This is a genomic window from Kocuria sp. KRD140 (assembly GCF_017168375.1).
Lineage (GTDB): Bacteria > Actinomycetota > Actinomycetes > Actinomycetales > Micrococcaceae > Kocuria > Kocuria marina.
Genome location: NZ_JABFAW010000001.1, coordinates 260,564 through 286,598, shown reverse-complemented (window position 1 = coordinate 286,598; position 26,035 = coordinate 260,564). Strand labels below are relative to the sequence as shown.

The 26,035-nt window shown below is 70.7% G+C and carries 20 protein-coding genes and 1 pseudogene; 18 read left to right on the top strand and 3 right to left on the bottom strand.

The features are described from left to right. Window positions 1-115: 115 nt before the first annotated feature. Both J1M36_RS01250 and J1M36_RS01245 read right to left on the bottom strand, forming a co-directional pair. On the bottom strand, window positions 116-2,044 hold the full coding sequence (locus J1M36_RS01250) for a protein kinase (RefSeq protein ID WP_206478420.1): 1,929 nt from the start codon (window positions 2,042-2,044) through the stop codon (window positions 116-118). A 4-nt stretch (window positions 2,045-2,048) separates the two neighbouring features. Beyond that, window positions 2,049-3,170, bottom strand: a complete 1,122-nt coding sequence (locus tag J1M36_RS01245) for a LysM peptidoglycan-binding domain-containing protein (protein ID WP_206478412.1) — start codon at window positions 3,168-3,170, stop codon at window positions 2,049-2,051. 142 nt (window positions 3,171-3,312) lie between these two features. Here J1M36_RS01245 and J1M36_RS01240 point away from each other — a divergent pair, with 142 nt between their 5' ends. Further along, the gene (locus tag J1M36_RS01240) at window positions 3,313-3,699 is read left to right on the top strand and encodes an Rv2175c family DNA-binding protein (RefSeq protein WP_206478407.1); all 387 of its coding nucleotides are present in this window, start codon (window positions 3,313-3,315) and stop codon (window positions 3,697-3,699) included. Between the two features lie 20 nt (window positions 3,700-3,719). On the opposite strand, the gene J1M36_RS01235 is transcribed toward J1M36_RS01240, so the two are convergent. Further along, the gene (locus J1M36_RS01235) at window positions 3,720-4,829 is read right to left on the bottom strand and encodes a polyprenyl synthetase family protein (RefSeq protein ID WP_206478405.1); all 1,110 of its coding nucleotides are present in this window, start codon (window positions 4,827-4,829) and stop codon (window positions 3,720-3,722) included. Between the two features lie 352 nt (window positions 4,830-5,181). Between J1M36_RS01235 and dinB the strand changes: the two genes are divergently transcribed. The 17 genes and pseudogenes from dinB (at window position 5,182) to J1M36_RS01150 (ending at window position 25,796) form a co-directional block, all read left to right on the top strand. Next, the gene (dinB, locus tag J1M36_RS01230) at window positions 5,182-6,420 is read left to right on the top strand and encodes a DNA polymerase IV (protein WP_206478403.1); all 1,239 of its coding nucleotides are present in this window, start codon (window positions 5,182-5,184) and stop codon (window positions 6,418-6,420) included. 53 nt (window positions 6,421-6,473) lie between these two features. Continuing rightward, the gene (locus tag J1M36_RS01225; protein WP_206478401.1) at window positions 6,474-6,890 is read left to right on the top strand and encodes a DUF3040 domain-containing protein; all 417 of its coding nucleotides are present in this window, start codon (window positions 6,474-6,476) and stop codon (window positions 6,888-6,890) included. Between the two features lie 265 nt (window positions 6,891-7,155). Beyond that, window positions 7,156-7,587, top strand: a complete 432-nt coding sequence (gene mraZ, locus J1M36_RS01220; protein WP_206478399.1) for a division/cell wall cluster transcriptional repressor MraZ — start codon at window positions 7,156-7,158, stop codon at window positions 7,585-7,587. Between the two features lie 244 nt (window positions 7,588-7,831). Further along, on the top strand, window positions 7,832-8,815 hold the full coding sequence (gene rsmH, locus J1M36_RS01215; RefSeq protein ID WP_064845743.1) for a 16S rRNA (cytosine(1402)-N(4))-methyltransferase RsmH: 984 nt from the start codon (window positions 7,832-7,834) through the stop codon (window positions 8,813-8,815). Beyond that, window positions 8,812-9,432: a hypothetical protein gene (locus J1M36_RS01210; protein WP_206478397.1), complete on the top strand. Its 621-nt coding sequence runs from the start codon at window positions 8,812-8,814 to the stop codon at window positions 9,430-9,432. Before rsmH ends, J1M36_RS01210 begins: the two co-directional genes overlap by 4 nt. Before the next feature lie 84 nt (window positions 9,433-9,516). After that, window positions 9,517-11,370: a penicillin-binding protein 2 gene (locus tag J1M36_RS01205; protein WP_286737652.1), complete on the top strand. Its 1,854-nt coding sequence runs from the start codon at window positions 9,517-9,519 to the stop codon at window positions 11,368-11,370. Window positions 11,371-11,467: 97 nt separating this feature from the next. Beyond that, window positions 11,468-13,156, top strand: a complete 1,689-nt coding sequence (locus tag J1M36_RS01200) for a UDP-N-acetylmuramoyl-L-alanyl-D-glutamate--2,6-diaminopimelate ligase (RefSeq protein ID WP_206478395.1) — start codon at window positions 11,468-11,470, stop codon at window positions 13,154-13,156. Then, window positions 13,153-14,631: a UDP-N-acetylmuramoyl-tripeptide--D-alanyl-D-alanine ligase gene (murF, locus tag J1M36_RS01195; protein WP_206478393.1), complete on the top strand. Its 1,479-nt coding sequence runs from the start codon at window positions 13,153-13,155 to the stop codon at window positions 14,629-14,631. Before J1M36_RS01200 ends, murF begins: the two co-directional genes overlap by 4 nt. A 4-nt stretch (window positions 14,632-14,635) precedes the next feature. After that, the gene (mraY, locus tag J1M36_RS01190) at window positions 14,636-15,769 is read left to right on the top strand and encodes a phospho-N-acetylmuramoyl-pentapeptide-transferase (protein ID WP_064845739.1); all 1,134 of its coding nucleotides are present in this window, start codon (window positions 14,636-14,638) and stop codon (window positions 15,767-15,769) included. Between the two features lie 94 nt (window positions 15,770-15,863). Beyond that, a pseudogene (murD, locus tag J1M36_RS01185) lies at window positions 15,864-17,383 on the top strand (UDP-N-acetylmuramoyl-L-alanine--D-glutamate ligase). Then, a complete protein-coding gene (gene ftsW, locus J1M36_RS01180; protein ID WP_206478391.1) occupies window positions 17,383-18,741 on the top strand; it encodes a putative lipid II flippase FtsW in 1,359 nt (452 codons plus the stop codon). Before murD ends, ftsW begins: the two are co-directional and overlap by 1 nt. Further along, window positions 18,738-19,871 (top strand): undecaprenyldiphospho-muramoylpentapeptide beta-N-acetylglucosaminyltransferase, encoded by a 1,134-nt coding sequence (gene murG / locus J1M36_RS01175; protein WP_206478389.1) that lies wholly within the window; start codon window positions 18,738-18,740, stop codon window positions 19,869-19,871. Before ftsW ends, murG begins: the two co-directional genes overlap by 4 nt. A 32-nt stretch (window positions 19,872-19,903) precedes the next feature. Next, window positions 19,904-21,310, top strand: coding sequence for a UDP-N-acetylmuramate--L-alanine ligase (murC, locus tag J1M36_RS01170; protein WP_318281348.1), 1,407 nt, complete (start codon window positions 19,904-19,906; stop codon window positions 21,308-21,310). 32 nt (window positions 21,311-21,342) lie between these two features. Then, on the top strand, window positions 21,343-22,560 hold the full coding sequence (locus J1M36_RS01165) for an FtsQ-type POTRA domain-containing protein (RefSeq protein WP_342358262.1): 1,218 nt from the start codon (window positions 21,343-21,345) through the stop codon (window positions 22,558-22,560). A gap of 244 nt (window positions 22,561-22,804) precedes the next feature. Continuing rightward, window positions 22,805-24,049, top strand: coding sequence for a cell division protein FtsZ (ftsZ, locus tag J1M36_RS01160; RefSeq protein ID WP_064845735.1), 1,245 nt, complete (start codon window positions 22,805-22,807; stop codon window positions 24,047-24,049). Window positions 24,050-24,249: 200 nt separating this feature from the next. Next, window positions 24,250-24,984 carry a polyphenol oxidase family protein gene (locus tag J1M36_RS01155; RefSeq protein WP_206478387.1) on the top strand — a complete coding sequence of 245 codons (735 nt, stop codon included), beginning with the start codon at window positions 24,250-24,252 and terminating at the stop codon, window positions 24,982-24,984. Beyond that, window positions 24,984-25,796 carry a YggS family pyridoxal phosphate-dependent enzyme gene (locus J1M36_RS01150; RefSeq protein ID WP_064845733.1) on the top strand — a complete coding sequence of 271 codons (813 nt, stop codon included), beginning with the start codon at window positions 24,984-24,986 and terminating at the stop codon, window positions 25,794-25,796. Before J1M36_RS01155 ends, J1M36_RS01150 begins: the two co-directional genes overlap by 1 nt. The last annotated feature ends 239 nt before the right edge of the window (window positions 25,797-26,035 follow it).

Sequence of the window (26,035 nt, the reverse complement as noted above, 5' to 3'; positions counted from 1 at the left end):
CGGGGTCATCTTTCGTGTGTAAGGCGTCCGTGTCGTCATCGCCTTCGGGGCGCGGGTGTCACGGCGTGGTCGTGACAGCACGGTCGCCACTCATGCGGTCGTGTCCGCACGACCGTCACAACACGGTGAGGATCACCGTGTTCCCGTCCTCACGCTGGCGCACCACCCGATTGAGGTGGGAACCAACGGGTGAGTTGATTTCCACCGTGTACCCCTGCTCCTCGAGGCTCTGCCGGGCGGAGTCCGCGTCCTGGCCCACCACGTTGGGCGGTGCACCCTGCGGGGTGTCCGCGGCGAGGGTCAGGGCCACGGTCGTGCCCTCGTCCACGCTCGTCCCCGCAGCGGGGGACTGCCCGAGCACGGTGTCCACGGCCTGCGCGGAGTACTCCCGCGAGATCTTGCCCACGCGCAGCCCGGCGCCGGTGATCGCGGCCCGGGCGTCGTCGCCCGCTGAACCGACCACGGTGGGAACGCTCACGCGGGCGGGACCCTCGGAGACCACCAGGTTGACCTGCTCGATACCGCGCACGGTGGTGGAGACCCCGGGATCCGTGGCGATCACGATGCCCTGCGGGACCTCGGGGCTTGTGGTCGAGCGCACGCCCACGTTGGAGATCCCCGCGCTGTTGAGGGCGCGTTCCGCGGTTGCGGTGTCCTGACCCGCGACGGCAGGGACGGTCGCGGACGCCGTCCCGGGGGCCGAGCCGAGCCACCAGCCCAGGAATCCGGCCACCGAGAGCAGCAGCGCGAAGACCACGGCGCCCACGGCCAGGTGCAGGGCAGGGGGCTGGGGGTTCAGCCGGACCCGGGGTGTGTCGCGGGAGCGGTGGGCGGTGGAGCCCACCTGGGTCATGGCGATGGTCCCGGTCGCGTCGGGCTCGAAGGCGGGCAGGATCGGCGCACCGGCCCCGCGCTCGCCGGGACGGCCCATTCCATGCGTGTGCTGACTACCGAGCGGGGTGGTGGCGTTCTCCCCGGTGGGATCCGCTCCCGCATCGCCGAGGGCCTCCGTGGGTACTCCGCCGAGTGCCTGCGTCGGCGCCTCGGCGGCGTCGCCTCCCGCGGTGGGAACGGTGGCCGCGCCGGCAGCGGCGGACGCTCCCGCAGCGCCGGCCAGTGCCCCTCCGGCGACCGCCGCCGCAGCCGTCGAGGCGTGGGACCCGCCTCCCAGGACGACCGTGTCCGTGTCCCGCAGTGAGGGCGGGTCGATCTGCTCGGGCAGCGAGCGTCGGATGGCCAGCGCGAGGTCCAGCAGCGCCGCGGCGTCGGCGGGGCGCTGGGCAGCGTCGCGGGACGTCGCGCGCAGCACGAACTCGTCGAGCGCAGCGGGGACGCCCTGCGCGAGCCCACCGGGGGCGGGGACGTCCCGGCTCACGTGGGCGGTCGCGACCTGCAGGGCGGTACCGGTGTACGGGCGTGAGCCCGTGAGCATCTCGTACGCCATGATCCCCACGGCGTAGACGTCGCTGCGCTGGTCCACGGGGCCGTCCCCCACGAGTTCGGGGGCGGCGTAGCCCACCGTGCCCATGACCGTGGTGCTCGTGGTGTGCTCGTCCACGGCGCGGGTCAGTCCGAAGTCGGCCACCTTGACCTGCCCGCCCCGGGTCCGCAGGACGTTCTCGGGCTTCACGTCCCGGTGGACCAGGCCGATCCGGTGCGCCTGGGTGAGGCCGCGCAGCACGGGGATCAGCAGGTCGAGCGTGCGGCGCGGTGTCATGGGCGCCTCATGGGCCACGACGTCGCGCAGAGTGGGCCCGTCCACGTATTCCAGGACCAGGTAGAGCACGCCATCCGCGGTGTGACCCTGGTCCAGGACGGCCACCACGTTGGGGTGGTGCAGGCGCGCGGCGGACTTGGCCTCACGCCGTGCCCTGGCCACGAAGGACGGGTCGTCCGCGACGTGGGGGTGCATGATCTTCAGGGCCACGGGACGTTCGAGCCGTTCGTCGAGCCCCTCGTAGACCGTGGCCGTACCACCGCGGGCGATCAGGCGGCGGACCTGGTACCGGCCCTCCAGCAGGGATCCCACGCGGTGGTCGTTCATGCTGCTACTGGGCAAATTCTCGTTCCTGTGCGCTCACGGCTTTCACGTACGCCTTGGTGTCGGGGTACATACCGTACGTCTTCACGCCGTGCAGTCCCTGATAGTAGGCGCCGATCCCCGCGGCCCTGTTGGGGGCCTTGGCCTGCAGCTCCCGGATCAGCGCGACCCCCGCGGTGATGTTGTCCTGGGGGTCCAGCAGGTCCAGGTCCCGACCCACCATCGCGGACGCCCACTCACCGGCGGACGGGATCACCTGCATGGTGCCCACGGCGTCCGCGGGGGAGACTACCCCGTGGCGGAACCCGGATTCCTGCGAGGCGTGGGCGAGCGCGAGCGCCGGGTCCACCCCCAACTCCTGGGCGGTCGCTCGCACCATCTCGCGGATCTGCTCCGGGGCCGGCAGTTGGCGCTGCTGCAACTGGGCGTGGTGTCGGTTCGCGGACTCCACGACCTCGCGGGGGTACGTGCGGCCCGCGAACGTGTCACCCACGGCGGCCTTGTGCTTCGGGGCCGCGGCCGTGCCAGCGTCACGCACCGTCGCGGCGGGTTCGGACGACGACGCCGCTCGGGCGGGTCCCGCCGCCCCGCCCGGGATCGTGAGTCCCTGGCCCGGGCGCAACACGGAGGCAGCGGAGACCCCGTTGGCCCGCATGAGCTCGGCCACGCTCACGCCGTAGCGCTGCGCGAGGTCCCACAGGGTGTCACCGGCGGCCACGGTGTGGCGCCGGGAGCCGCCGCGGTCGGAGCCGGCCGGGTCTGCGTCGTCGGCGCGCGATGCGGCCGCGGAGGAGGAGGCGGGAGCGCGGTCCGATCCCGGGATCACGAGCCGCTGGCCGGGGCGGATCATGCCGTGGGCCGGGAGCTTGTTGACGCTCATCAGGTCCTGGACTCGCACCCCGTGGGCGGTCGCCAGGGACCACAGGGAGTCCCCGGGGGCCACGGTCGCGTGCGTGGACTGGGCATGCTGCGCCACGTGGACGTTCGGGGCGGGCGCCGGCGCGGCGTGCGCGGAACCCACGGTGCCCAGGGCGGTGAGGGCGGCCAGCGCGGCGGCGGAGCCCTGCGCGGCGCGGCGGGACCATGTGGAACGGGGGGACCGGCGGTCGTGGGGCGGGTCAGCCGGCATGTTCGCGATTCCTACCTCTGGACGGGGGAACGGGGGAAGATCCGGCGGCACCCTCCGGTACAGCACGGTGCACCCAGATTACCCGACCCCTGGTCGCGACCGGTGTGTGAGCCGGTCGGTGCGCCGTGGCACAGTAGGGTTCGTGAACTACTCAACCGATCTCTCCGCCCAGGAATTCGCCGAACTCGACTCGTTGGTGGGCGAGTGGACCTACCTTCCCGACATCGCCGAGGCCATGGACATCCAGATCACCCGGGTGCACCGGCTCGTGGACGACGGCGCCCTGCTCGAGGTGCGCCGACCCGAAGACCGCGTGCGTGTGGTCCCCGCCGAATTCATGGACGGCGACCGCCCCGTGGACTCCCTCAAGGGGACCGTGGTCGTCCTGCGGGATGCCGCCTACGCGGACGCCCAGGCGATCCGCTGGCTGTTCACCGAGGACGAGTCCCTGCCCGGGCGGCCCATCGACGCGCTGCGCCGTGGCCAGAAGACCGAGGTGCGCCGCAGGGCCCAGGCCCTGGGCTGGTGACACCCGCCCGCTGAGGCGGCCTACTTGGCGCGGCGCACGGCGGCGTCGGCGAGCGCCTGCAGTCCGGCCCGGGCGATGTCGTCGGTGCGCAAGCGCGCCAGCTGCGTGTCCGCGGTGCGCACGAGGGACGCGATGAGGTCCTCCGAGCGCGCGTGGGCGCCGCTGTCCCGCATGAGGTCCCGCGCGCGGTGCACCTCCTGCTCGGTGAGTTCCGCGCGGCCGAGCACCGATTCGAGCCACGCGATGTCCTCGGCCGAACTCGATGCCGCGCACAGTGCGATCAGCGCGGTGCGCTTGCCCTCGCGGATGTCGTCCCCGGCGGGCTTGCCCGTGGTCTCCGGGTCGCCGAAGACCCCCAGGACGTCATCGCGCAATTGGAAAGCCTCGCCGACCGGCAGCGCGAACGCGGAGCAGTCCGCGAGGAACGCGCGGTCCGCGCCGGCGAGTGCCGCGCCGATCTCCACGGGGTGCTCTACCGAGTACTTGGCGGACTTGTAGCGCAGCACGGTCATGGCACGCTCGAGTTGTTCCTCGGGGTCGCCCACGGCTGGAGCGACCTCCGCATGGATGTCCAGGTACTGCCCGGCCATGACCTCGGTGCGCATCGTGGAGAAGATCTCCCGTGCGGTCGCGGCCGCGTCCGCGGCGACCCGCGCGGTGGCGTTGGCGAAGAGTTGTTCCGCGAAGGACAGGCTCATGTCCCCGGTGAGGACGGCCGCGCTGACCCCGAAGTGGGCGGCGTCCGCGGACCACCCGGCGTCGCGGTGCAGGGCCTCGAAAACGCGGTGCACACTGGGCTTGCCGCGGCGCGTGTCCGAGCGGTCCAGGATGTCGTCGTGGATCAGCGCCGCGGTCTGGAAAAGTTCGAGGGACGCCGCGGCGGCCACGGCGACGTCGTCCGCCACGGCCCCGCCAGCCGCGCGCCAGCCCCAGTAGCACAGCCGTGCGCGCAGGCGCTTGCCGCCGCGCGTGAGGTCCTCGATCGCGTCCACGAGCACGGTCGCGTGCGAGGAGATCCCGGTGACCCGTTCGCGTTCCCGCGCGAAGAACTCGGTGATCCGCTCGTCCAGGAGCGCGGAGAAGTCACGGTCCTGTTGCGTCGCGGTGACGGACGCGTCGGGAGGGGTCATGCCAGGGCACCTTTGATCGAGGGGATGCTGTCGGCCGCGCTGCGCGGTACCGCGGGTCGCGGCGGGCGTCACGGGCACGGGCTCCACGACGCCGGGCCGCCCCGCGGGCGCCCGACCAGCCTAACCGGACGCGGCGCCGCGGATGCGTAGCGGTGCCGCCCCGTCGAGCGGCCCAGGGTCGGACAAGTTCGTGGTGCCGTGGCCCGTGTGCGTGTCGGAGCCCCTTCCTAGGCTTATGAAAGACGAACCAGATCCCGCGCGGGTGGCATGTCCGTCATCAACGGGTCTCGATCCGGACGGGTCCCGCGTGGCCATGGGTTCCCGATGCCGGAGGGTCGTGGAAGGAGGCGCCATGAGCGGGCCGAGTCCGCAGCAACTGGCCGAGTACCGGCGCTGCGCCATCCTGCACGTGGACATGGACATGTTCTACGTGGGCGTGGAACTGCTCAACGCCCCTCAGTACCGCGGCCGCCCCGTGATCGTGGCCGGTTCCGGTCCGCGCTCGGTGGTGCTCTCCGCGTCCTACGAGGCCCGCCGGTACGGCGTGAACTCCGCGATGCCCGTGTCCCAGGCCCGCGCTCGCTGCCCCTCCGCGGTGGTGCTCGAACCGCATCGCGAGGCATACACCCATTACTCACGGATCGTGATGGATATCTTCCGCTCGGTCACGGACCGCGTGGAGCAGCTGAGCGTGGACGAGGCGTTCGTGGACGTGTCCGGGGCGATCCGGCGCAGCGGACCGCCCGTCGAGATCGCCCGGACCCTGCGGCGCGTGATCCACGAACGCACGGGACTCACCGCCTCCGTGGGGGTCGCGGAGAACAAGACGGTCGCCAAGATCGCCTCCGCGTACTGCAAGCCGGACGGGCTGCTCGTGGTGACGCCCGAGCACACCCTCGCGTTCCTGGCACAGCTGCCGGTGGGCAAGTTGTGGGGGGTGGGCAAGCGCACCTCCGAGATCCTGCAGTCCGCCGGGCTGTCCACGGTCGGGGACATCGCCGCCACGCCGTTGCCCCGGTTGCACGCGCTCGTGGGCACCGCGTCCGGGACACATTTGAAACAATTGGCCACCGGCCACGACCCCCGTCCCGTGACGCCCGCGCGCGAGGAGAAGAGCATCGGGGCCGAACGGACGTTCCAGCGCGACGTCGCCGACAGTGCGGCTCTGAAACGTGTGCTGCTGGGCCTGGCCCACGACACCGCGGTCCGGTTGCGCAGGCACGGACTGCGCGCCGGGCGCGTGGGACTCAAGCTGCGCTACGCCGATTTTTCGACCATCACCCGCTCCAGGACGCTGAGTCACCCCGTCACCGCGGCCCACGATCTCTACACCGAAGCGTGCGCGCTACTGGACGGTCTGGGCCCGCGAGCGCAGGCCGTGCGGCTCGTGGGCATCAGGGCGGAGAAGCTCACCGGGGCCGATCACGCGTTCCAGTTGAGCCTGGACGGACGGGAGGAGGAATGGGGTGCCGCGGAGGAAGCCATGGACCGCGTGCACCACCGATTCGGCCCCGGAATTGTGCGCCCAGCCAAACTCATGGAAACGACGATGCCAATCCGTCCCGCACGGGATATTCTGGACGGTACGTGAGGAAGGCAGCCGTACCGCCCCCGCCTCGCTCCCTCAACACCACAGGAGGAATCGTGCCTCTCTCCGAGCACGAACAACAGCTTCTCGCCCAGCTCGAGAAGCAGTTGCACGACGACGACCCCCGCTTCGCGTCGACCATGCACACCGAAGCGGTTCGGGGGCGCGGGTCCATGCGCAACGTCGTGCTGGGGGTCGTGATCGCCGTGGTTGGCCTGGGCGTTCTGCTCGCCGGGGTCGCCCTGCAACTGATCATCGTGGGCGTGTTGGGCTTCATCGTGATGGCCGCCGGCGCGTATGTGGCCACCGTGCGGGGCCGGGCCACCCCGGGCAAGGGCGCCGCCAATCCCGGAGGCCCCGGGAACGGGCCGTCCAATGGCGGGCCGTTCGGCCGCGGTCCCTCCGGTCCACGCAAGTCCTCCACTTTCCTCCAGAACCTCGAGGAGAAGTGGGACAAACGCAATCAGGGTTAACGCTGAGCCTCCCCGCAGGCTGTCCAGCCCGTAGAACTTCCGAGAACTCCCCGGCACCGCGCCGGGGAGTTCTTTCATGTCCGGACCCATCGTCTCCGGCGTGCCCGCAGACCACGCCGGGAAAGGTGTGTCGACGACGCCCCGGAGCAGCGCCGTCGTGGCGTGCCGTGGAGGGGATGCGCGTTGACGGGGGAGGGCAGTGGAGTAAAGTGGAGGGTGGTAGAGAAGCGAGGGTTGGGCTGGCCCTGATTCGAAGGCGGTGGCTGTGTTTCTCGGAACATACGAACCGCGTTTGGACGACAAGGCCAGGCTGATTCTCCCGGCCAAGTTCCGGGCCGAACTGGCGGACGGACTCGTGCTGACCCGAGGGCAGGAACGCTGCCTGTACGTGTTCAGCGCGCAGGAGTTCGCCAGGGTCCACGAACAGATGCGGGCGGCCCCGTTGTCGTCCAAGCAGGCCAGGGATTACATCCGCGTTTTTCTCTCCGGGGCATCGGACGAGGTCCCGGACAAGCAAGGTCGCATCACCATTCCGGCGTCCCTGCGCTCGTACGCGGGCCTGGACCGGGAACTGGCGGTGATCGGGGCGGGCAGCCGCGCCGAGATCTGGGATGCGGCCTCGTGGCAGCAGTACCTGACGGAGAAGGAAACGGCTTTCTCCGCCACGGAGGACGAGGTCATACCCGGGCTGTTCTGATCACCCGAGGACCACCGCGCGGGACCCCCGCCGGTGCCGTCCCCGGACATGAGATCTCCAGCCGCCCACGTCACCGTCCTGACTCGACTTCCCCCGAGTCAGGCCGGATTCGAGGGGCGAGCGGCGGATGGGGATCTGGTGTCCGGGCGCACCGTAGGATGCCCCCGGAGGACATCGGTGCCGTGCGCACCGAGACCTGCGACCCGTAGTACCCGCACGATCCGCGACAGACCAGGAGCCCGGCATGGACCACGCCCCCGCCGAGCAACGACACATCCCCGTGATGCTGGAGCGCTGTCTGGACCTGCTCGCGCCGGCGTTGGACACCGAACACCCCGTGGTCGTGGACGCGACCCTGGGCATGGGCGGGCACACCCACGCCATGCTCGAACGCTTCCCGGGGTTGCGCGTGGTCGGGATCGACCGGGACCCCCAGGCCCTCGAACTCGCCGGGGAACGCCTTGCGCACTTCGGGGAGCGGTTCACGGGCATCCACACCACGTACGACCACATCGATCAGGCCGCCGCAGCCGCCGGCGTGGACCGGGTGGACGGCATCCTGTTCGACCTCGGGGTGTCCTCACTGCAGCTGGACGAACGCGAGCGCGGCTTCGCGTACTCGTTCGACGCACCCCTGGACATGCGCATGAACTCCCGGGCGGAACTGTCCGCGTACACCGTGGTCAACGAGTACTCGGAGGCCCAGCTCAAGGACATCATCTACCGCTGGGGCGAAGACCGCTTCGCGCCGCGGATCGCGCGCGCCATCGTCGCCGCCCGTACCGAGGCCCCGCTGCGCACAACCGCCCAGCTCGTGGACGTGGTCCGCTCCGCGGTCCCCGCCGCGGCCCAGCACAAGAAGGGCCACCCGGCCAAGCAGACCTTCCAGGCGTTGCGGATCGAGGTCAACGAGGAACTCGACGTCCTGGAGCGTGCCGTGCCCGCCGCCGTGGAAACTGTCAGGGTGGGAGGGCGTGTCCTCGCCATGAGTTACCACTCCCTGGAGGACAGAATTGTCAAGCAGGAGTTCACTCGCGGTGCACGTTCCACGGCCCCCAGAGGTTTTCCCGTGGAACTGCCGGAACACCAGCCCACGCTGAAGGTTCTCACCCGCGGGGCGGAACGCGCCGGCGAGCAGGAGGTCCGGGACAACCCCCGGGCCGCCTCGGCCAGGTTGCGTGCCGTCGAGCGGCTCCGGGAGACCACGAGACCAGGGAGTGAGCGATGAGCAGTGCGACGCCGGCCTCGCCCCCGTCGTCGGGTGACCCCTCGGGCCGGGGGGCGGACGGGCGTAGGCCGCTCTCCGTGGTGCCGCGCCGCGCGGCCCGCCGCAGCCGGGTCTCCACCGTGGTCATGTGCACCCTCGCCCTGGCCGCAGCTCTCGTGGGCATCCTGTTGCTCAACATCCAGATCACCCAGGGGCAGTACCAGTTGACCGAGCTCACGGGTCAGCAGCGCGCTCTCTCCCAGGAGAACGAGGCGCTCACGCAGGATATCGAGGCCAATTCCGCGCCGCAGAACCTGGCCGCCCGCGCCAACGACCTGGGCATGGTCCCGGCCAAGGATGTGGGGAGCATCCAGCTCGGCACGGGTGCCGTCACGGCCCCGAGCGCCCCCGCGGAGAAGACGGACGCGCAGAACATCCTCGTGCCGCCCGCGCAGATGAAGGGTTCCGACGCCGCGGAGGCGAACCGGATCGCCGCCGAGGAACGCGCGGAGAAGCGCGCCAAGGAAGAAGCGGACAAGAAGACCGCCCAGCGTAAAGCGGCCCAGAAGGCCGACGAGTCCCGGGATCTCAACGGGGGCTCCATCCCCGCGCCGTCGCAGCGCGCGCCTGGCCAGTGAACGCGCCGGTCCGCGCCGCGGACCGGGAGTAGAACCCGTCGGAGGTGGCCCCACCACGCTGAAGTCCAGAAATCGAGGAAGACCGTGTCAGCATCGTCAGCGCGCAAGAACCGACTGTTCCGGCCCTATTCGCGCATGCACGTGGGCATCGCCTTCCTGCTGGTCCTGTTGCTTCTCGTGGTGGGCCGCCTGTTCTGGGTCCAGGGGCTGGACCCCGGGGGCCGGGCCGAGGCCGCGGCCGCCCAGCGCACGCTCGTGGAGTCCATCCCCGCGGTGCGCGGGGAGATCACCGACAGCCGTGGCACGGTGCTGGCCCGCACACTGCAGCGCTACGACATCACCGTGGACCAGAGCGCCGTCGCCGCCGTGACCGTGCCCCACAAGGACGGTTCCACCGAGACCGTGACCCCCACGCAGGCCGTGTACAAGATCGCGGACGCCCTGGGCATGAAGGACACGGACGTGAAGGCCGCGCTGGACGGGGACAAGAGCTTCAACTACGTAGCGCGGGGCGTAACCCCCGAGCAGTACAACGCCCTGCGGGAGTTGAACCTGCCGTACATCTACGGCCAGCCCACGTTCCAGCGCAGCTATCCGGACGGTTCCCTGGGCGGTTCCGTGGTCGGGTTCCTGGGCGGGGACAACCAGGCCCTCGGCGGGATCGAACAGACCCAGGACTCCCTGTTACGCGGCACCGACGGCGAGCGCCGCTTCGAGATCTCCGGCGACGGCGTGCGCATCCCCGTGGCCCCGCAGGAACAGAAGGCCGCCGAGAACGGCTCGAACGTCAAGCTCTCGCTCGACAGCGACGTCCAGTTCTTCGCGGAGCAGGCCGTGCGCGAACGGGCCAAGCAGCTCAAGGCCGAATGGGGCACGGCCGTGGTCATGGACGTCAAGACCGGCAAGGTCCTGGCGCTCGCGGACACCTCCTCGGTGGACCCCAACGTCCCGGGCAAGGCCGACGCCGCCGACCTCGGTTCGCGCGCCGTGTCCCAGGCCGTGGAGCCCGGTTCCACGGAGAAGATCGCCACGGTGGCCGGCGCCCTGGACCGGGGGATCGTGTCCCCCACCACGGAGATCACGGTCCCGCCGTACCTGCAGATTGGTTCCGAGAAGATCACCGACGCGTTCGACCATGGCACCCAGAACCGCACGGTCGCGGGGATCATCGCGGACTCCATGAACACGGGCACCGTGATCATGGGTTCCAAGATGGACAAGCAGGCCCGCCACGACAACCTCGCGAACTTCGGGGTGGGTTCCGCCACGGGCATCGAACTGCCGGGGGAGTCCACGGGCATCCTGGCGCCCGCGGATCAGTGGGACCCGCGTCAGGAGTACACGGTGTTGTTCGGTCAGGGCGTGTCCCAGACCCCGTTGCGCACGGCGTCGATCTTCCAGGCGGTCGCGAACAAGGGCCGTCAGATCGAACCGCGCCTCGTGGACTCCGTGACCGCGCCGGACGGGACGGTCACGCAGCCCGAACGTCCTGAACCCAAACAGGTGCTCTCCGAGTCCGCCGCGCAGCAGACGCTGGACATCATGGAGAACGTGGTCACGCAGGGCGGCGCCAAGGAAGCGGCCGTGCCGGGATACCGCGTGGGTGGTAAGACGGGTACGGCCGAGGCGCCGAGCGAGGGCGGCGGGTACGAGGGCTACACCACGTCCTTCGTGGGTGTGGCCCCCATGGAGGACCCTCAGTACCTCGTGGCGGTCACCATGCAGCGCCCCCAGGGGGACGTGCGCACCCTGGGCGTGACGAGCACGTTCTCCACGATCATGTCCCAGGTGCTGCACCACTTCAACGTGGCGCCCTCCACCACCACGGGGCCCACGTTCGACATGCAGGTGCCGCAGAACGTGGACCGGGACGTGACACCCACGAACGCGCTCGAGCAAACGTGGCCGCAGCCGGGGAGGGACGAGTCCCAGGACTAAACTTCCCACACAGAAGCACATGGCGGCAGCAACGACCGGTGAGACACCGGCCCGGGTGGACGGGGTACGTCCACAGACAGGTTCGAAGAGGATTTCTATGGTGGCATCTGCCCAAGAAGGGACCGACGCGCAGAGTCTGCGTCCGTCTCGGCCCGTGGCCCACTCGCTCGAGGAGCTCGCGCGGCTCACGGGCGCGCGGGTGGTCCCCGCCCCCACGGGGACCACCGCTCCCGTCACGGGAGTGGTCCTGAACTCGCGGGAGGTGCAGCCGGGTGATCTCTACGCCGCGCTGCCCGGCGCCAAGGTCCACGGGGCGCGATTCGCCGCCGACGCCGCCGCGTCCGGTGCCGTGGCGATCCTCACCGATCCGGACGGCGCGCGGTCCGTGGCCGAGACGGGCGTGGGCCTGCCGGTGCTCGTGAGTCCCGAACCCCGTTCATGGGTGGGTCCGGTGGCCCGCGCGGTCTACGATTCCCAACCTGCGGACGGCACCGGCCAGGAGCTCTTCGCGGTGACCGGCACCAACGGCAAGACCACCACGACCTACTTCATCACCTCGATCCTGCGCGCCCTGGGTCACATGACCGGGTTGATCGGCACCATCGAGATCCTCGCGGGGGACACGCCGATCCCGTCACGCATGACCACGCCAGAGGCTCCGCACGTGCATTCCCTGCTGGCCCTGACCCGTGAACGCGGGATCACCGCCACCGCCATGGAGGTCTCGTCCCACGCCCTCGAGTTCCACCGGGTGGACGGGGTGCACTACGACGTCGCTGGGTTCACCAATCTCACCCAGGACCACCTGGACCTGCACGGGTCCATGGCCGAGTATTTCGAGGCCAAGGCGCAGTTGTTCACGCGCGAGCGCACGAGCCGCGGCGTCGTCGTGCTGGGGGACGGAGACCCGTGGAGCGCCGCGATGGCGCAGCGGGCCCGCAAGAACCTGGGTGCGGAGAACGTCACGACCGTTGCCCTGCGCGGCCCGGAAGGAACGCGTCAGGACGCGAGCGATGCGGAAGGCACCGCCCCCGTCGGGACCGGCGGGGCGGACGCCGCGGACTGGACCCTGCGCTCGCTGACCCGCCGGGGCATCGGTCACGCGTTCACGCTGCGGCACACGGACGGGCGCGCGCTGGACATGCACACGGGACTGCCCGGTGAGTTCAACGTGGCCAACGCGGCGCTGGCCGTGCTCATGGTCCTGGACTCCGGCGTGGCACTGGACACCCTGCAACGCGTCCTGGACGAGCACGACCCCCTGAGCGCGGGCGTGCCCGGACGCATGGAACTTGTGGGCACGCGGCCCACGTCCCTCGTGGACTTCGCGCACAACCCGGACGCGCTCGCGCGCTCGCTGCGCGCCGTGACCCCCGAGGACGGGCGCGGTCGCGTGATCGTGGTCTTCGGCGCCACCGGCGAGCGCGACACCACCAAGCGCCCCATCATGGGCCGGGTCGCGGCGGAGGAGGCGGACGTCGTGATCATCACGGACGACGATCCCCACGCCGAGGAACCCGCGCCCATCCGGGAGCAAGTCGCGCAGGGCGCTCGTGAGGCCGTCGCGAACCTAGCTCGCGCCACGGACGTGCTGGTCATCGAACCGCGCGCGACCGCGATCCGCACAGCAGTGCGCATGGCCCACCCGGACGACGCCATCATCGTGGCGGGCCGCGGTCACGAGACCGCCATGGATTTCAACGGCGTGGTCGTGCACCTGGACGACCGCGAAGAGCTGCGGGACGCCCTGGCGGCGTTGCACGCGGACACGAAGGAGCAGCAATGATTGCCATTTCCGCCGCGCAGCTCGCGCGGGCCGTGAACGGTGAGCTCGCGGGGGTCCCGGACCCCGAGTCCGTGACCGTCACCTCCGTCACGACCGATTCCCGGGAAGTCACGGACGGCGCGTTGTTCGTCGCCAAGCCGGGCGAGACCACGGACGGGCACCGCTTCGTGCCGGCCGCCGCGGACTCCGGCGCGGTGCTGCACCTGACCGAACGCGTGGTGACCGACGACGCGGGGGCTCCGTACCCGTGCGTCGTCGTGGCGGACGTGGTGCTCGCGATGGGCGCGCTCGCGAGCCACGTGCTCGAGCAGTTGCGTGCCGCGCACCCGGTCACCGTGGTGGCCGTAACGGGTTCGGTGGGCAAGACGACCACCAAGGACCTGCTGCACGGGATCTTCGCGGCGCAGGGCCCCACGGTCGCGCCGCGCAACTCGTACAACGGCGAGGTGGGTGTCCCGCTCACGGTGTTCACGGCCACCGAGGACACCGAATACTTCGTGATCGAGATGGGCGCCACGCACATCGGCAACATCCGCTACCTGTGCGACACCGTCCGCCCGGACGTGGGCGCCGTACTGTGCGTGGGTTCGGCCCACGCGGGCGAGTTCGGTGGCGTGGAGAACATCGCGCGCGCCAAGGGCGAGATGGTCGAGGGCCTCTCCGCGCACGGCACCGCGGTGCTCAACGACGACGACGCCCGCGTGCGTGCCATGCGCGAGCGCACCGACGCGCGCATCATCTCCTTCGGGCAGGGATCCGACGCCCACGACCCGGCCCACGAGGACCCGCGAGTGTGGGCCGAGGACGTGACCGTCGGTACCGACGGGTGCCCCGCCTTCACGCTGCACTTCCCGGACGGCTCCGCCCACCCGGTGCACTCGCAGCTGATCGGCGCGCACCATGTGACCAACCTGCTGGCCGCGGCCGCCGTGGCCTTCGGCGCCGGGGTCCCTGCGGCCGAGATCGCAGCGGGTCTGACGGGCCGCGGCCCCCGCTCGCGGTGGCGGATGGAACGCACGGAGCGCCCGGACGGCGTGACCGTTATCAACGACGCCTACAACGCTAACCCGCAGTCCATGCGGGCCGCCCTGCAGACCCTCGCCCAATTGGGCCGCGGGGACGAGGAGCACCCCGCGCGGCGCACGATCGCCGTGCTGGGTGGCATGTTCGAACTCGGTGACGAGTCCATCACCGCCCACGCGGACCTCGGGCAGTTGCTCGTGCGGTTGAACGTCTCGCATGTCGTGGCCGTGGGGGAGGTTGCCCGGCCGGTCTACACCGCTGCGACCCTGGAGGGCTCGTGGGGTGAGGAAGCGGCCTGGGTCCCGGACACCGAGCACGCCGAGCAGTACCTGAGTGACACGCTGCGCCCGGGGGACATCGTGTTGTTCAAGGCGTCCAACGCCGCGGGGTTGCAGCACCTGGGGGACCGGGTGGCCCAGGCCACCACCGACACGAACCACCAGGAGGGTTGAACCCGTGATCCAATTGCTCGTGGCAGCGGGGCTCGGCCTCGTGTTCTCGATCTTCGGTACGCCCGCCCTGATCCGGGTGCTCGCCCGGCGCGGGTACGGCCAGTATATCCGGGACGACGGACCCACGTCCCATCAGACCAAGCGCGGCACCCCCACCATGGGTGGCGTGGCCATCCTGCTCTCGGTCGTGGCCGCCTATCTGGTGACCCACCTGATCAGCGTGATCGCGTGGCCTGAGAACGGTGGGATCACCCTCTCGGGCGTCCTGGCGCTCGGCCTGATGCTCGGCATGGGGCTGGTGGGGTTCCTGGACGACTTCAAGAAGATCTCCAAGAAACAGAACCTCGGGTTGACCGCTGCCGGGAAGATGGCCCTGCAGGGGGCCATCGGGATCGCATTCGCGCTGCTCGTGCTGTTCTTCCCGGACGAGGCCGGTCACACCCCGGCCTCCACGGCGATCTCCTGGACCCGGGACACCGGCGTGGACCTCGCATTCGCCGGGCCGATCGTGGGGGCCATCCTGTTCGTGATCTGGGTGAATCTGATCGCCACCGGAACCACCAACGCCGTGAACCTCACGGACGGTCTGGACGGGCTCGCCACGGGCGCGTCCATCCTGGTGTTCAGCGGGTACATGCTCATCACACTGTGGCAGGCCGGGCACCTGTGCGAGAACGTGGCACAGGCGGCGTGCTACGAGGTTCGGGATCCCATGGACCTCTCGATCGTGGCCGCGGCCCTGGTGGGTGCGCTCATTGGGTTCCTGTGGTGGAACACGTCCCCGGCGAAGATCTTCATGGGGGACACGGGCTCGCTCGGCCTGGGCGGCGCGCTCGCGGCGTTCGCGGTGCTCTCCCGCACCGAACTGCTGCTGATCCTGATCGCCGGCCTGTTCGTGATCATCACCCTGTCCGTGATCCTGCAGGTGGGCTACTTCAAGCTCTCCCACGGCAAACGCATCTTCAAGATGGCCCCGTTGCAACACCACTTCGAGCTCAAGGGCTGGCAGGAGGTCACGATCGTGGTCCGATTCTGGATCATCGCCGGTCTGTTCGTGGCCGCCGCGCTCGGTGTGTTCTACGGTGACTGGTTGCTGCACAACGGCGGCGCGTTCCCCGGCGCGGAAGCGCTGCACTGACCGCGCGGCGCGCACCCCGCTCTCGGGCGGCGGAGCGCGCCGGTCACCCGCGAGACCACCCACGACCGACACGAGGATGAGGCACAGACCAGACATGATGCACGCGAGCAACGACAACCCCGTCCTGGACAACCCCCGCCTCGCGGAGCTGACCAGCTGGGACGCGCCCTGGTCCGGTCTGCGCGCCGTGGTCGCCGGGATCGGGGTCTCGGGTTTCGCCGCGGCGGACACCCTGATCGAACTCGGTGCGCTCGTCACCGTCCTGGACTCCCGGGACACCGAACGCAATCGGCAGAGCGCGGACACCCTGAAGATCGTGGGCGCGAGCGACGTCGTCCTGGGGCCGGACGCCATGACGAGCGTCCCGGACGTGGCCGGGGCCCGCCCGGACCCCACCCGCTGCTCGCCGCGGCGCGCGAGGAGGGCATCCAGATCTGGGGTGACGTGGAACTCGCGTGGCGCGTGAACCGCCGCGCAGGGCGCAAGACCCCCGAATGGGTGTGCATCACGGGCACGAACGGCAAGACGACGACCGTGGGCATGACCGCCTCCATCCTGCAGGCCGCCGGGCTCAAGGCCGTGGCCGTGGGCAACGTGGGCACGCCCATCCTGGACGCACTGCGCGATCCTGTGGAGTACGACGTCCTGGCTGTGGAATTGTCCAGCTTCCAACTGCACTGGACGCACTCCGTCTCGCCCCTGGCCTCCGTGGTGCTCAACGTGGCCCAGGACCACGTGGACTGGCACGGCAATTTCGAGAACTACCGCGCGGACAAGTCCCGTGTGTACGAGAACACGCGGGTCGCGTGCGTGTACAACGCCGAACAGGACGGCGCGGAGGAACTCGTGGAGGAAGCGGACGTGCTCGAGGGCTGCCGCGCGGTGGGCTTCACCACGCAGACCCCGGGGCTGTCCATGGTGGGCGTGGTGGACGACCTGCTCGTGGACCGAGCGTTCGTCGCAGAGCGCATCACGACCGCCGCCGAGATCGGATCGATCGAGGACACCGGCTCCATCCCCACGCGCCACATCGTGGCCAACGCGCTCGCCGCCGCGGCGCTCGCGCGCGCCGCCGGGGTGAGCCCCGAGGCCGTGCGGGACGGACTGCGCGCCCACCGCCCCGGTGAACACAGGATCCAGCTCGTGGCCGAATCGGACGGGGTGCGCTGGATCAACGACTCCAAGGCCACCAACCCACACGCCGCGCAGGCGTCCCTGTCCGCGTTCGACTCCGTGGTCTGGATCGCCGGCGGGCTCTCCAAGGGCGTCACGTACGACACCCTCGTGGAGCGCAACGCAGGCCGGCTGCGCGCGGTCGTCGTGATCGGCACGGACGACGCCGCCCTGCTGGACGCGCTCTCCCGCCTGACCCCGGACGTGCCCGTCCTCGCGGCGACCCCGGGCCAGGGCGGCACCGCACCGGACGACTCCGGCATCGACCCGACCGACGGGCACGCCGTGATGCGCCGGGCCGTGCGGTTGGCCCGTGAACACGCCGAGCCCAAGGACACCGTGCTGATGGCACCCGCGGCCGCGTCCATGGACCAGTTCGCCGACTACGCGGACCGCGGCAACGCGTTCATGCACGTCGTGCACGAAGAATTGGGGTTCTGATGGCCACCCGCACCCCCGAACGTCCCCGGGCAGCCGAGCCCGCGCAGCCGGGCACCCGATCGACCGCCCTGAGCACCAGGATGCGCGGCTGGTGGCACCAGCTCACCAACGGCCCGCTCTTACACTCCTACTACGCCCTGGCCGGGTGCGTGGTGTTGCTCACCGGCATCGGCGTGATGATGGTGCTCTCCGCGTCCGCGGTGGAATCAATCTCCGACAGTCGCTCGGCGTACGCACTGTTCGCGCGCCAGGCGCTGTTCGGGGTCGTGGGGTTGATCGCGATGTTCGCGCTGTCGATGGTGCCACCCCACTTCTACACGCGGATCGCGTGGGTGCTGTGGGGTCTCAGCGTGCTCGTGTCCCTGCTCGTGTTCACACCCCTGGGACGGGAGGTCAACGGCAACCGCAACTGGCTCGTGCTGGGCGGTCAGTCGTTCCAGCCCTCGGAGTTCGCCAAGCTTGCGCTGTGCATCTGGCTCGCGGCGATGTTCGCGCGCCAGGGAGATGCGGTCGCGCAGCACTGGAAGCCGGCCCTGTGGCCCTCCGTCGTGGGATTCCTGGTCCCCACCCTCCTCACGCTGGCCGGCGGGGACGCCGGTACGGCCATCGTGTTCTGCCTCATCTACGCCGCGGCACTGTGGTTCGCGCGCGCACCCCTGAAGATCTTCCTCGTGGGCGCGGCCGCCCTCGTCCTGGGCGGGTTGTTCCTCGTGATCACTGCGCCGCACCGTCTGGACCGGATCACCGGGTGGCTGTTCGGGGAGTGTGGCGCCACGGACGCGTGCTGGCAGGCACAGCAAGGACTCAACGCCCTGGCCACCGGCGGCTGGTGGGGCGTGGGGCTCGGCCAGTCCCGGCTCAAATACAACTACGTGCCCGAGGCCCACAACGACTACATCTTCTCGATCATCGGTGAGGAACTCGGCCTCGTGGGCACCGTGATCATCCTGGCGCTGTTCATCGTGATGGTCGTGGCCATGGCCCGGATCCTGTTGCGCACCCGCAGCACGTTCGTGCGGATCACCACCGCGTGCGTGGCCACGTGGCTCGTGGGCCAGGCCTTCGTGAACCTGGGCATGGTCACTGGCCTGCTCCCGGTGATCGGTATCCCGCTGCCCTTCATCAGCTACGGTGGATCCGCGCTGCTGATGACCATGGCGGCCGTGGGCGTGGTCATGTCCTTCGCCCGGGTCCCGCGCTCGGTGCGTGTGGGTCCCGGACGGTCCGGGGCGGCATCGGGCACCCAGATCCTGGACGACCAGGAGGCCTACGAGCGCGGGCTGGCCACGCAACCGGAACGCCCCCGGACGTCGTGGGCGCAGCGCGTGACCCAGCGGTTCGGAAAGGGACGAGAATGACAACCACGCACGACATCGACCACCAGCAAAAGCGGGCCGGATCCGCCCGCGTGGTGCTCGCCGGTGGCGGCACCGCGGGGCACATCAGCCCCCTGCTGGCCATCGCCGACGCCGTGCAGCAGTTGCGCGCGGACGCCACGGTGTGCGCCGTGGGGACTGCCTCCGGCATGGAGACGCGGCTCGTCCCGCAGGCCGGTGTACCCCTCGAACTGATCGACCGTGTGCCCCTGCCCCGCAAGCCGTCCCTGGACCTCGCGCGCCTGCCCCGTCGGCTGTCCGCCGCGGTGCGCCAGGCCGGCCGGATCTTGGACGCGCAACAGGCCACGGTGGTCGTGGGCGTGGGCGGGTACGTGTGCACGCCCGTGTACCTCGCGGCCGCGAGACGTCGGATTCCCGTGGTGATCCACGAGGCCAACGCCAAGCCCGGGATGGCGAACCGGGTGGGCGCCCGGTTCGCGTCCGTCGTGGCGACCGCCTTCCCGGACACCCCGCTGCGTAGTGCGCGCACCGTGGGCATGCCCATGCGGCGTGAAATCGCCACGCTGGACCGGACCGCGGAACGCGCGCAGGCCCGCGCGGCGCTTGGGCTGGACCCGGACCTGCCCACCGTGGTGGTCACGGGTGGTTCCTCCGGTGCCCAGTCCCTGAACCGGACCGTGGCCGCGATTGCGGGGGAGGTCGCACGGCACGGGTACCAGCTGCTGCACGTGACGGGGCGCGCCAAGGAAGTGCGCACCCCGGACGGCGAGCTGCTGCGCGCGCCGAACTACGTCCAGACCGAGTACGTGGACGGGATGGAGAAGGTCTACGCGGCCGCGGACCTGCTCGTGGCCCGCGCAGGCGCGGCCACGGTGTGCGAGGTCGCCGCCGTGGGTCTGCCCGCCGTTTTCGTGCCCCTGCCCATCGGTAACGGTGAGCAGGCACTCAATGCCCGCTCCATCGTAGCCGCGGGTGGTGCCGAGATCGTGCGGGACGCCGAGTTCACCGCCGCGTTCTACCGCGAGACCGTGGTCCCCCTCGTGACCGATGCCCAGCGCCTCGGCCGCATGGCCCACGCCTCCGCCGGCCACGGTGTCCGCGACGCCGCGCAGGTGATGGCCCGGCTCACCCTCAACCACGCCCGCCGCTGAAAACCTTCCCCCCCATGTCCCCAGGAGAACCAGTGAACACCCAGCAACCCCTCGATCCCCACGGCCTGGGCCGCGTGCACTTCATCGGCATGGGCGGGGCGGGCATGTCCGCGGTCGCGCGGTTGCTGCTCGCGCGCGGTGTGGCGGTGAGCGGTTCGGACGCGAAGGACTCGGCCGGGTTGCGGCAGCTCGAGGCGCTGGGAGCCACGGTGTTCGTGGGGCAGTCCGCGGCCAACGTGGCCGACGCCGCCACGGTGGTCGTCTCCACGGCAATTAAGGAGACGAACCTGGAACTGGCCGCCGCACGTGCCGCGGGTGCGCGGATCCTGCACCGCTCGCAGGCACTCGCTGCGGCGATGCACGGCAGGAACGTGATCGCGGTCGCGGGGACGCACGGGAAGACGACCACGAGTTCGATGGCCGCCGTGGCCCTGCAGGCGGCCGGCATGGACCCGTCCTGGGCCGTGGGCGCCCACGTCCCGGATCTCGGCGCCAATGCGGGCTTCGGTTCCGGCGACTGGTTCGTGGCTGAGGCCGACGAGTCGGACGGCTCCTTCCTGACCTACCACCCGCGGATCGCAATCATCACCAACGTGGAACCGGACCACCTGGACCACTACGGCAGCGCCCAGGCGTTCTACGCCGCCTTCGACGAGTTCTGCGACACGATCCGCCCCGGTGGGACCCTCGTGGCGTGCGCGGACGATCCGGGCTCGGAGCAACTCGCGCGGCGTCGTCGGGACCGCGGGGAGGCCGCGCTCACGTACGGGCAGAACCCGGCCGCGGACGTCGTCGTCTCGGACGCCACGCCGCACGGCACGGGCTCGTCCTGCACGCTCACGTTCGACCGCGACGGCGCCCGGCGCACCGTGGCGCTCACGCTCGCCGTTCCCGGAGCGCACAACGTGGCCGACGCCGCGGCGGCGTTCACCGCGGGCCTTGCCGCGGGCGCGGACCCGGACCTGCTCGCCGAGGGCCTGGGCTCGTTCCACGGTTCGTCACGGCGTTTCGACCCCAAGGGCGAGGACGGCGGGGTGCGGGTCTTCGACGACTACGCTCACCACCCCACGGAGGTCGCCGCCGCGCTCACGGCCGCGCGCGACGTCGCCCAGGGTCACCGCGTGCTCGCCGTGTTCCAACCCCACCTGTACTCGCGCACCCGGGAGTTCGCGGAGGCGTTCTGCCGCGCCCTCGAGATCGCGGACCTCGCGTGCGTCACGGACGTCTTCGGCGCGCGCGAGGAACCCCAGCCGGGGATCACCGGCGCCGCGATCACCGGGCACGCCTCCGACGACCGGGTGGTCTCCACCCCGAGCGCCGAGGAGGCGATCGAGACCGTGGTGGCCCGCGCGCGTCCCGGGGACGTGATCATGACGATCGGCGCCGGTGACGTGACCGCTCTCGGGCCGCGGATCCTCTCCGCGTTGGCGCAGCGCTGATGGCACGCTCCGTCCCTCCGCACCAGCCCCGTGTGGGCGGCGCTCCATTCGACGCGGACGACGCCGCCGCGCGCGACACCGTCGATCCGTCCGGTGCCGAGCCTGGCACCGGGACCGCCGACCCGTCCGGAACCACCGACACGTCCGGCATCTCTGACATCTCCGGGACCGGGACGGACGCCTCGACCCCGTGGGACGCGGACCTCCCGTTCCCGACGTCGAGCCCCACCGGAATGGGGTCGTCGGCCGTGGGTCGGGGATCGCGGGGACGCACGCCCGGTGCGTCCTCGGGTGGGTCGAGGTCCGCGCGCGGCCGCGGCAGCGCGCCCGAGGACGCGATGGGCGTTGCCCCGGACGAACAGACCCTCGTCCGCGTGCACGGCGGTGCCAAGGTCACGCGTGTGGCCACGGACGAACTCGAGACCGTGCCGAGTGCCGGTGGACGGTTCTCGACGTGGCGGGCCCAGCGCCGGGCCGCTCGCGCCACCGAGGAGGCACCCGAGGAGACCGCGGTCGAGCCCGACGAGGACTCCACGACCGTGGTCCCGTTCCCGCCGAGCCCGCATCGGCGCGCCCGGCGCCGCCGCCTGCTCGCACTGCTGCTGAGCCTCGTGGTGCTCGCGGCGCTGGCGCTCGTGGTCTTCTTCTCGCCGTTGTTCGCGACCCGCACGATCGACGTGCAGGGTGCGACCCTCACGGACCCCCGCACGGTGGAGCAGGCCCTGGCCGGGTACGAGGGAGTCCCCATGACCCGGATCTCCAAGCAGGAGATCATGGACTCGGTCGGCGACGTCCCCCAGGTGAAATCGGTGGACGTGGTGTTGCGACCCCCGCACACCATCACGGTGCACCTGCACGAACGCGTGGGGGTGGCCGTGGTCGAGGACGCAGCCAACCTGGTGCTCGTTGATTCGGAGGGCAAACCCCTCAGCACGGTGCCCCGCGCCCAGCGCCCGGACGTGCCCCTCGTGGCGGGTGGCCGGGGTGTCTTGAGCACCCAGAAGTTCACCGACGTGTCCGAGGTCCTGGCCGCCCTGCCAGCGGATGTGCTGTCCCGTTTGGACGCGGCCGACGCCCCGTCCGGCTCAGCTGTGGAGCTGACCCTCAAGGGCGGCAAGAAGGTCCTGTGGGGGGACGCGGGGGAGAGCGAACTGAAATCCCAGGTCGTGGCCGCCCTCGTGAACTCGGACGCCACCAAGGACGCCACGCTCATCGACGTGTCCGCACCACTGCACCCCGTGGTCCGGTGAGAAGGGGTCGGAATCGTTCAACCAGTTCCTGAAACTTCAAAGTTGGGCGTGACCAGGGGATTTATGGCAAACTCCGGTAACACGTGGGAGCATGATACGGAGAACCGGGCGGGGTTGTTATCCTTGCCCTGATCGGAATATTGCACCCGCGGGTGTCAATACCTCACGAGTTTCACCTCAAGGTTGAAGCTTTACCCCCAATCGAACATCCCTTGTTCCGCAAGCCCACGCGAGTTAGGTGCATATGGACTCCTCAACCCCCCAGAACTACTTGGCCGTCATCAAGGTGGTCGGCATCGGCGGCGGCGGTGTCAACGCCGTCAACCGCATGATCGAAGAAGGTCTGCGCGGCGTCGAGTTCATTGCCATCAACACGGACGCCCAGGCGCTGTTGATGTCGGACGCGGACGTCAAGCTGGACGTCGGCCGCGAACTGACCCGCGGTCTCGGCGCCGGCGCCAACCCGGACGTGGGACGCCAGGCCGCCGAGGACCACGAGGAAGAGATCCAGGAGGTCCTCAAGGGCGCGGACATGGTCTTCGTGACCGCCGGTGAGGGTGGCGGAACCGGTACCGGTGGCGCGCCCGTCGTGGCCCGCATCGCCCGCTCGCTCGGCGCGCTGACCATCGGTGTGGTCACCCGCCCGTTCACCTTCGAGGGTCGGCGCCGGTCCAACCAGGCCGAGAACGGCATCGAGACCCTGCGGGACGAGGTGGACACGCTCATCGTGATCCCCAACGACCGCCTGCTGTCCATCTCGGACCGCAACGTGTCCATGCTGGACGCCTTCAAGTCCGCGGACCAGGTGCTGCTGTCCGGTGTCTCCGGCATCACCGACCTGATCACCACCCCGGGCCTGATCAACCTGGACTTCGCGGACGTCAAGTCCGTGATGCAGGGTGCCGGTTCCGCGCTCATGGGCATCGGCTCCGCCCAGGGTGAGGACCGTGCCGTGAAGGCCGCGGAGCTCGCGATCGCGTCCCCGCTGCTCGAGGCCTCGATCGACGGCGCCCACGGTGTGCTGCTGTCCATCCAGGGCGGTTCGGACCTCGGTCTGTTCGAGATCAACGAGGCCGCGCGCCTCGTGCAGGAGGTCGCCCACCCGGAGGCAAACATCATCTTCGGTGCCGTGATCGACGACGCCCTGGGGGACCAGGCCCGCGTGACCGTCATCGCCGCCGGCTTCGACTCGGTCTCCCAGGAGACCAACGCGAACAACTCCTCTCCCGCGCAGCGCCAGGCGGAGAACACCCGCGCGGCCTTCGGCGGGGACGCCACCCGGCCCTCGGGTCTGGGTCGTTCCCCGCAGCGCGGCGGCTCGTCCTACGGCGCTCCCGCCGGGGGCTTCGGGTCCCGGCAGAACCAGGACGACGACATCCCCGACGACGCGGGCTTCGACGTCGACCTGCCCGCGGAGTCGGACGCGCCGTCGTCCTCGAACACCTCCGGGCGCAAGGACTCCCTGGATTTCCCGGACTTCCTGAAGTGAGTCCGGCGGTGCGCGTCGCGCGCACCGTTCCGGGGGACTGACACCGGGTCCGGTGGCCGCGGGCACGCGGTACCGAGGCGCCCGAGCACCCCACGGCACGAACGGCCCACGGATGCACGACGGGGTGGTCACCGCTGAGGTGACCACCCCGCCGACGTTCCCGCGCCCATCGCGAGGCGCGGCACTGGAAGGAGAGCGGCATGTGGTTCCGCAGCGAGCACCACGGTGTGGGGATCGCGTTCACGGATGCGACCGAGGGCAACCTGGCCACGCACACTGGCGACGATCCCGCGGTGGTGCGGCAGCGGCGTCGTACGGTGGAGCGCGAGCTGGGCACCGGGGCGCGCGGCGTGCGGTTCGTACACCAGGTGCACGGCACCACCGTGCACGACGCCACGGGCACCGACGCCCCCGAACAGGCCCCCGAGGCGGACGCGGCCGTGAGCACGGACGGCACGCCCCTGGGGATCCTCACGGCGGACTGCCTTCCCGTGGTCTTCGTGGGCCGCACAAACGACGACGCCGCGGCGCCGGTCCTCGCGGTGGCCCACGCGGGCCGCAAGGGTCTGCTGGACGGGGTCCTGCAGCACACCGTCGGCGCGCTCGAGGACCGCGGTGCCACCGGGATCACCGCGTGGATCGGCCCCGCGGTGTGCGGGGACTGCTACGAGGTACCCGCGGAGATGGCCGAGGCGGCCGAGGCCGCGCTGCCCGGAATCGCGACCACCACGGCGTGGGGCACCCCCGGCCTGGACCTGCCGAGTGCCGCGGACGCGCTGCTGCGTGAGCGGGGCGTGAGCGTCGCGACCGCAGGCACGGATCGCAAGGCCTGGTGCACGCTCGAGCACCGCGCGCTGTACTCGTACCGCCGGGACACCACACCGCAACGACTGGCCGGGCTCGTGTGGGCCCGCAACGGGAGGGGCACCGCATAATGGACACCACTGATCCGCAGGACGCGGGTCGCACCGCGGAACTCGCGCAGCGGTTGTCCGCGGTGCGCCAACGGATCCTGCGCGCGGCCGAGGACCGCGCGCCCGAGCGCGCCCGCGGGGGCGAGCTGCCTTCGCTCGTGGTCGTGACCAAGTTCTTCCCCGCCCAGGACGTCCTGCGCCTGCGGGAACTGGGCGTGCGTGCGGTGGGGGAGAACAAGGACCAGGAGGCCGGGCCCAAGGCCGCGGAGGTCGCTGAGACCCTCGCCCGACAGGAGCCTCCCGTGAGCCCTCCCGCGTGGCACTTCGTGGGGCAGTTGCAGTCCAACAAGGCCAAGCACGTGGTCAAGTACGCGTCCTGGGTGCATTCCGTGGACCGACCTTCGCTCGTCACCGCGCTCGGCAAGGCGGTGCGTTCGCACCGCGACGCGGCCCTCGCGGGGGACGCGCGGCCCGCCCCGTGCGACGACGCCGATCTGCCGTGTCTCGTGCAGGTCAACCTGGACCCGGTTGCCGAGCCGGACGGTCACCGCGGGGGAGCGCACCCGGACACCGTCCTGGAGCTCGCGCGGACGCTCGAGGGGACCGAGGGGTTGCGCGTGGGCGGTGTGATGGCGGTGGCCCCGTTGGGCGCCGAACCCCGTGAGGCCTTCGAGACATTGTGGAAGCTCTCCCAGGATGTGCAGCGGGAATTCCCGGACGCGCGGGCGATCTCCGCAGGCATGAGCGCAGACCTCGAAGCAGCCGTGGCCGCGGGGGCCACGCACGTGCGGATCGGTTCGGATGTTCTCGGGCCGCGGCCCGCCGTGCGGTAGCGTAAGGACGGACGACATGCGGGCCGACCTGAGTCGGTCCGTTCTGTGATTGAGGAGAGAATATGGCCGGAGCGCTGCGTCGCACCATGGTCTATCTCGGGCTGGCCGAGAGCGACGACGAGTACCACTCCGAAGAAACCCCCCGCCCTCGGGAGACCCCCCAGCACGCCTCGAGCGGTTCCACGACTGCGGTGAGCGAGACCGGCAGCACCTCCATGGCCCGCCGGTCCCCCGAGTAC

What these genes read in the sequence shown, in the direction of transcription:
- J1M36_RS01250 (WP_206478420.1), bottom strand. Translation starts at nt 2,044, where the DNA reads ATGAACGACCACCGCGTGGGATCCCTGCTGGAGGGCCGGTACCAGGTC.
- J1M36_RS01245 (WP_206478412.1), bottom strand. Translation starts at nt 3,170, where the DNA reads ATGCCGGCTGACCCGCCCCACGACCGCCGGTCCCCCCGTTCCACATGG.
- J1M36_RS01235 (WP_206478405.1), bottom strand. Translation starts at nt 4,829, where the DNA reads ATGACCCCTCCCGACGCGTCCGTCACCGCGACGCAACAGGACCGTGAC.
- dinB (WP_206478403.1), top strand. Translation starts at nt 5,182, where the DNA reads ATGAGCGGGCCGAGTCCGCAGCAACTGGCCGAGTACCGGCGCTGCGCC.
- rsmH (WP_064845743.1), top strand. Translation starts at nt 7,832, where the DNA reads ATGGACCACGCCCCCGCCGAGCAACGACACATCCCCGTGATGCTGGAG.
- J1M36_RS01210 (WP_206478397.1), top strand. Translation starts at nt 8,812, where the DNA reads ATGAGCAGTGCGACGCCGGCCTCGCCCCCGTCGTCGGGTGACCCCTCG.
- J1M36_RS01200 (WP_206478395.1), top strand. Translation starts at nt 11,468, where the DNA reads ATGGTGGCATCTGCCCAAGAAGGGACCGACGCGCAGAGTCTGCGTCCG.
- murF (WP_206478393.1), top strand. Translation starts at nt 13,153, where the DNA reads ATGATTGCCATTTCCGCCGCGCAGCTCGCGCGGGCCGTGAACGGTGAG.
- ftsW (WP_206478391.1), top strand. Translation starts at nt 17,383, where the DNA reads ATGGCCACCCGCACCCCCGAACGTCCCCGGGCAGCCGAGCCCGCGCAG.
- murG (WP_206478389.1), top strand. Translation starts at nt 18,738, where the DNA reads ATGACAACCACGCACGACATCGACCACCAGCAAAAGCGGGCCGGATCC.
- ftsZ (WP_064845735.1), top strand. Translation starts at nt 22,805, where the DNA reads ATGGACTCCTCAACCCCCCAGAACTACTTGGCCGTCATCAAGGTGGTC.
- J1M36_RS01155 (WP_206478387.1), top strand. Translation starts at nt 24,250, where the DNA reads ATGTGGTTCCGCAGCGAGCACCACGGTGTGGGGATCGCGTTCACGGAT.
- J1M36_RS01150 (WP_064845733.1), top strand. Translation starts at nt 24,984, where the DNA reads ATGGACACCACTGATCCGCAGGACGCGGGTCGCACCGCGGAACTCGCG.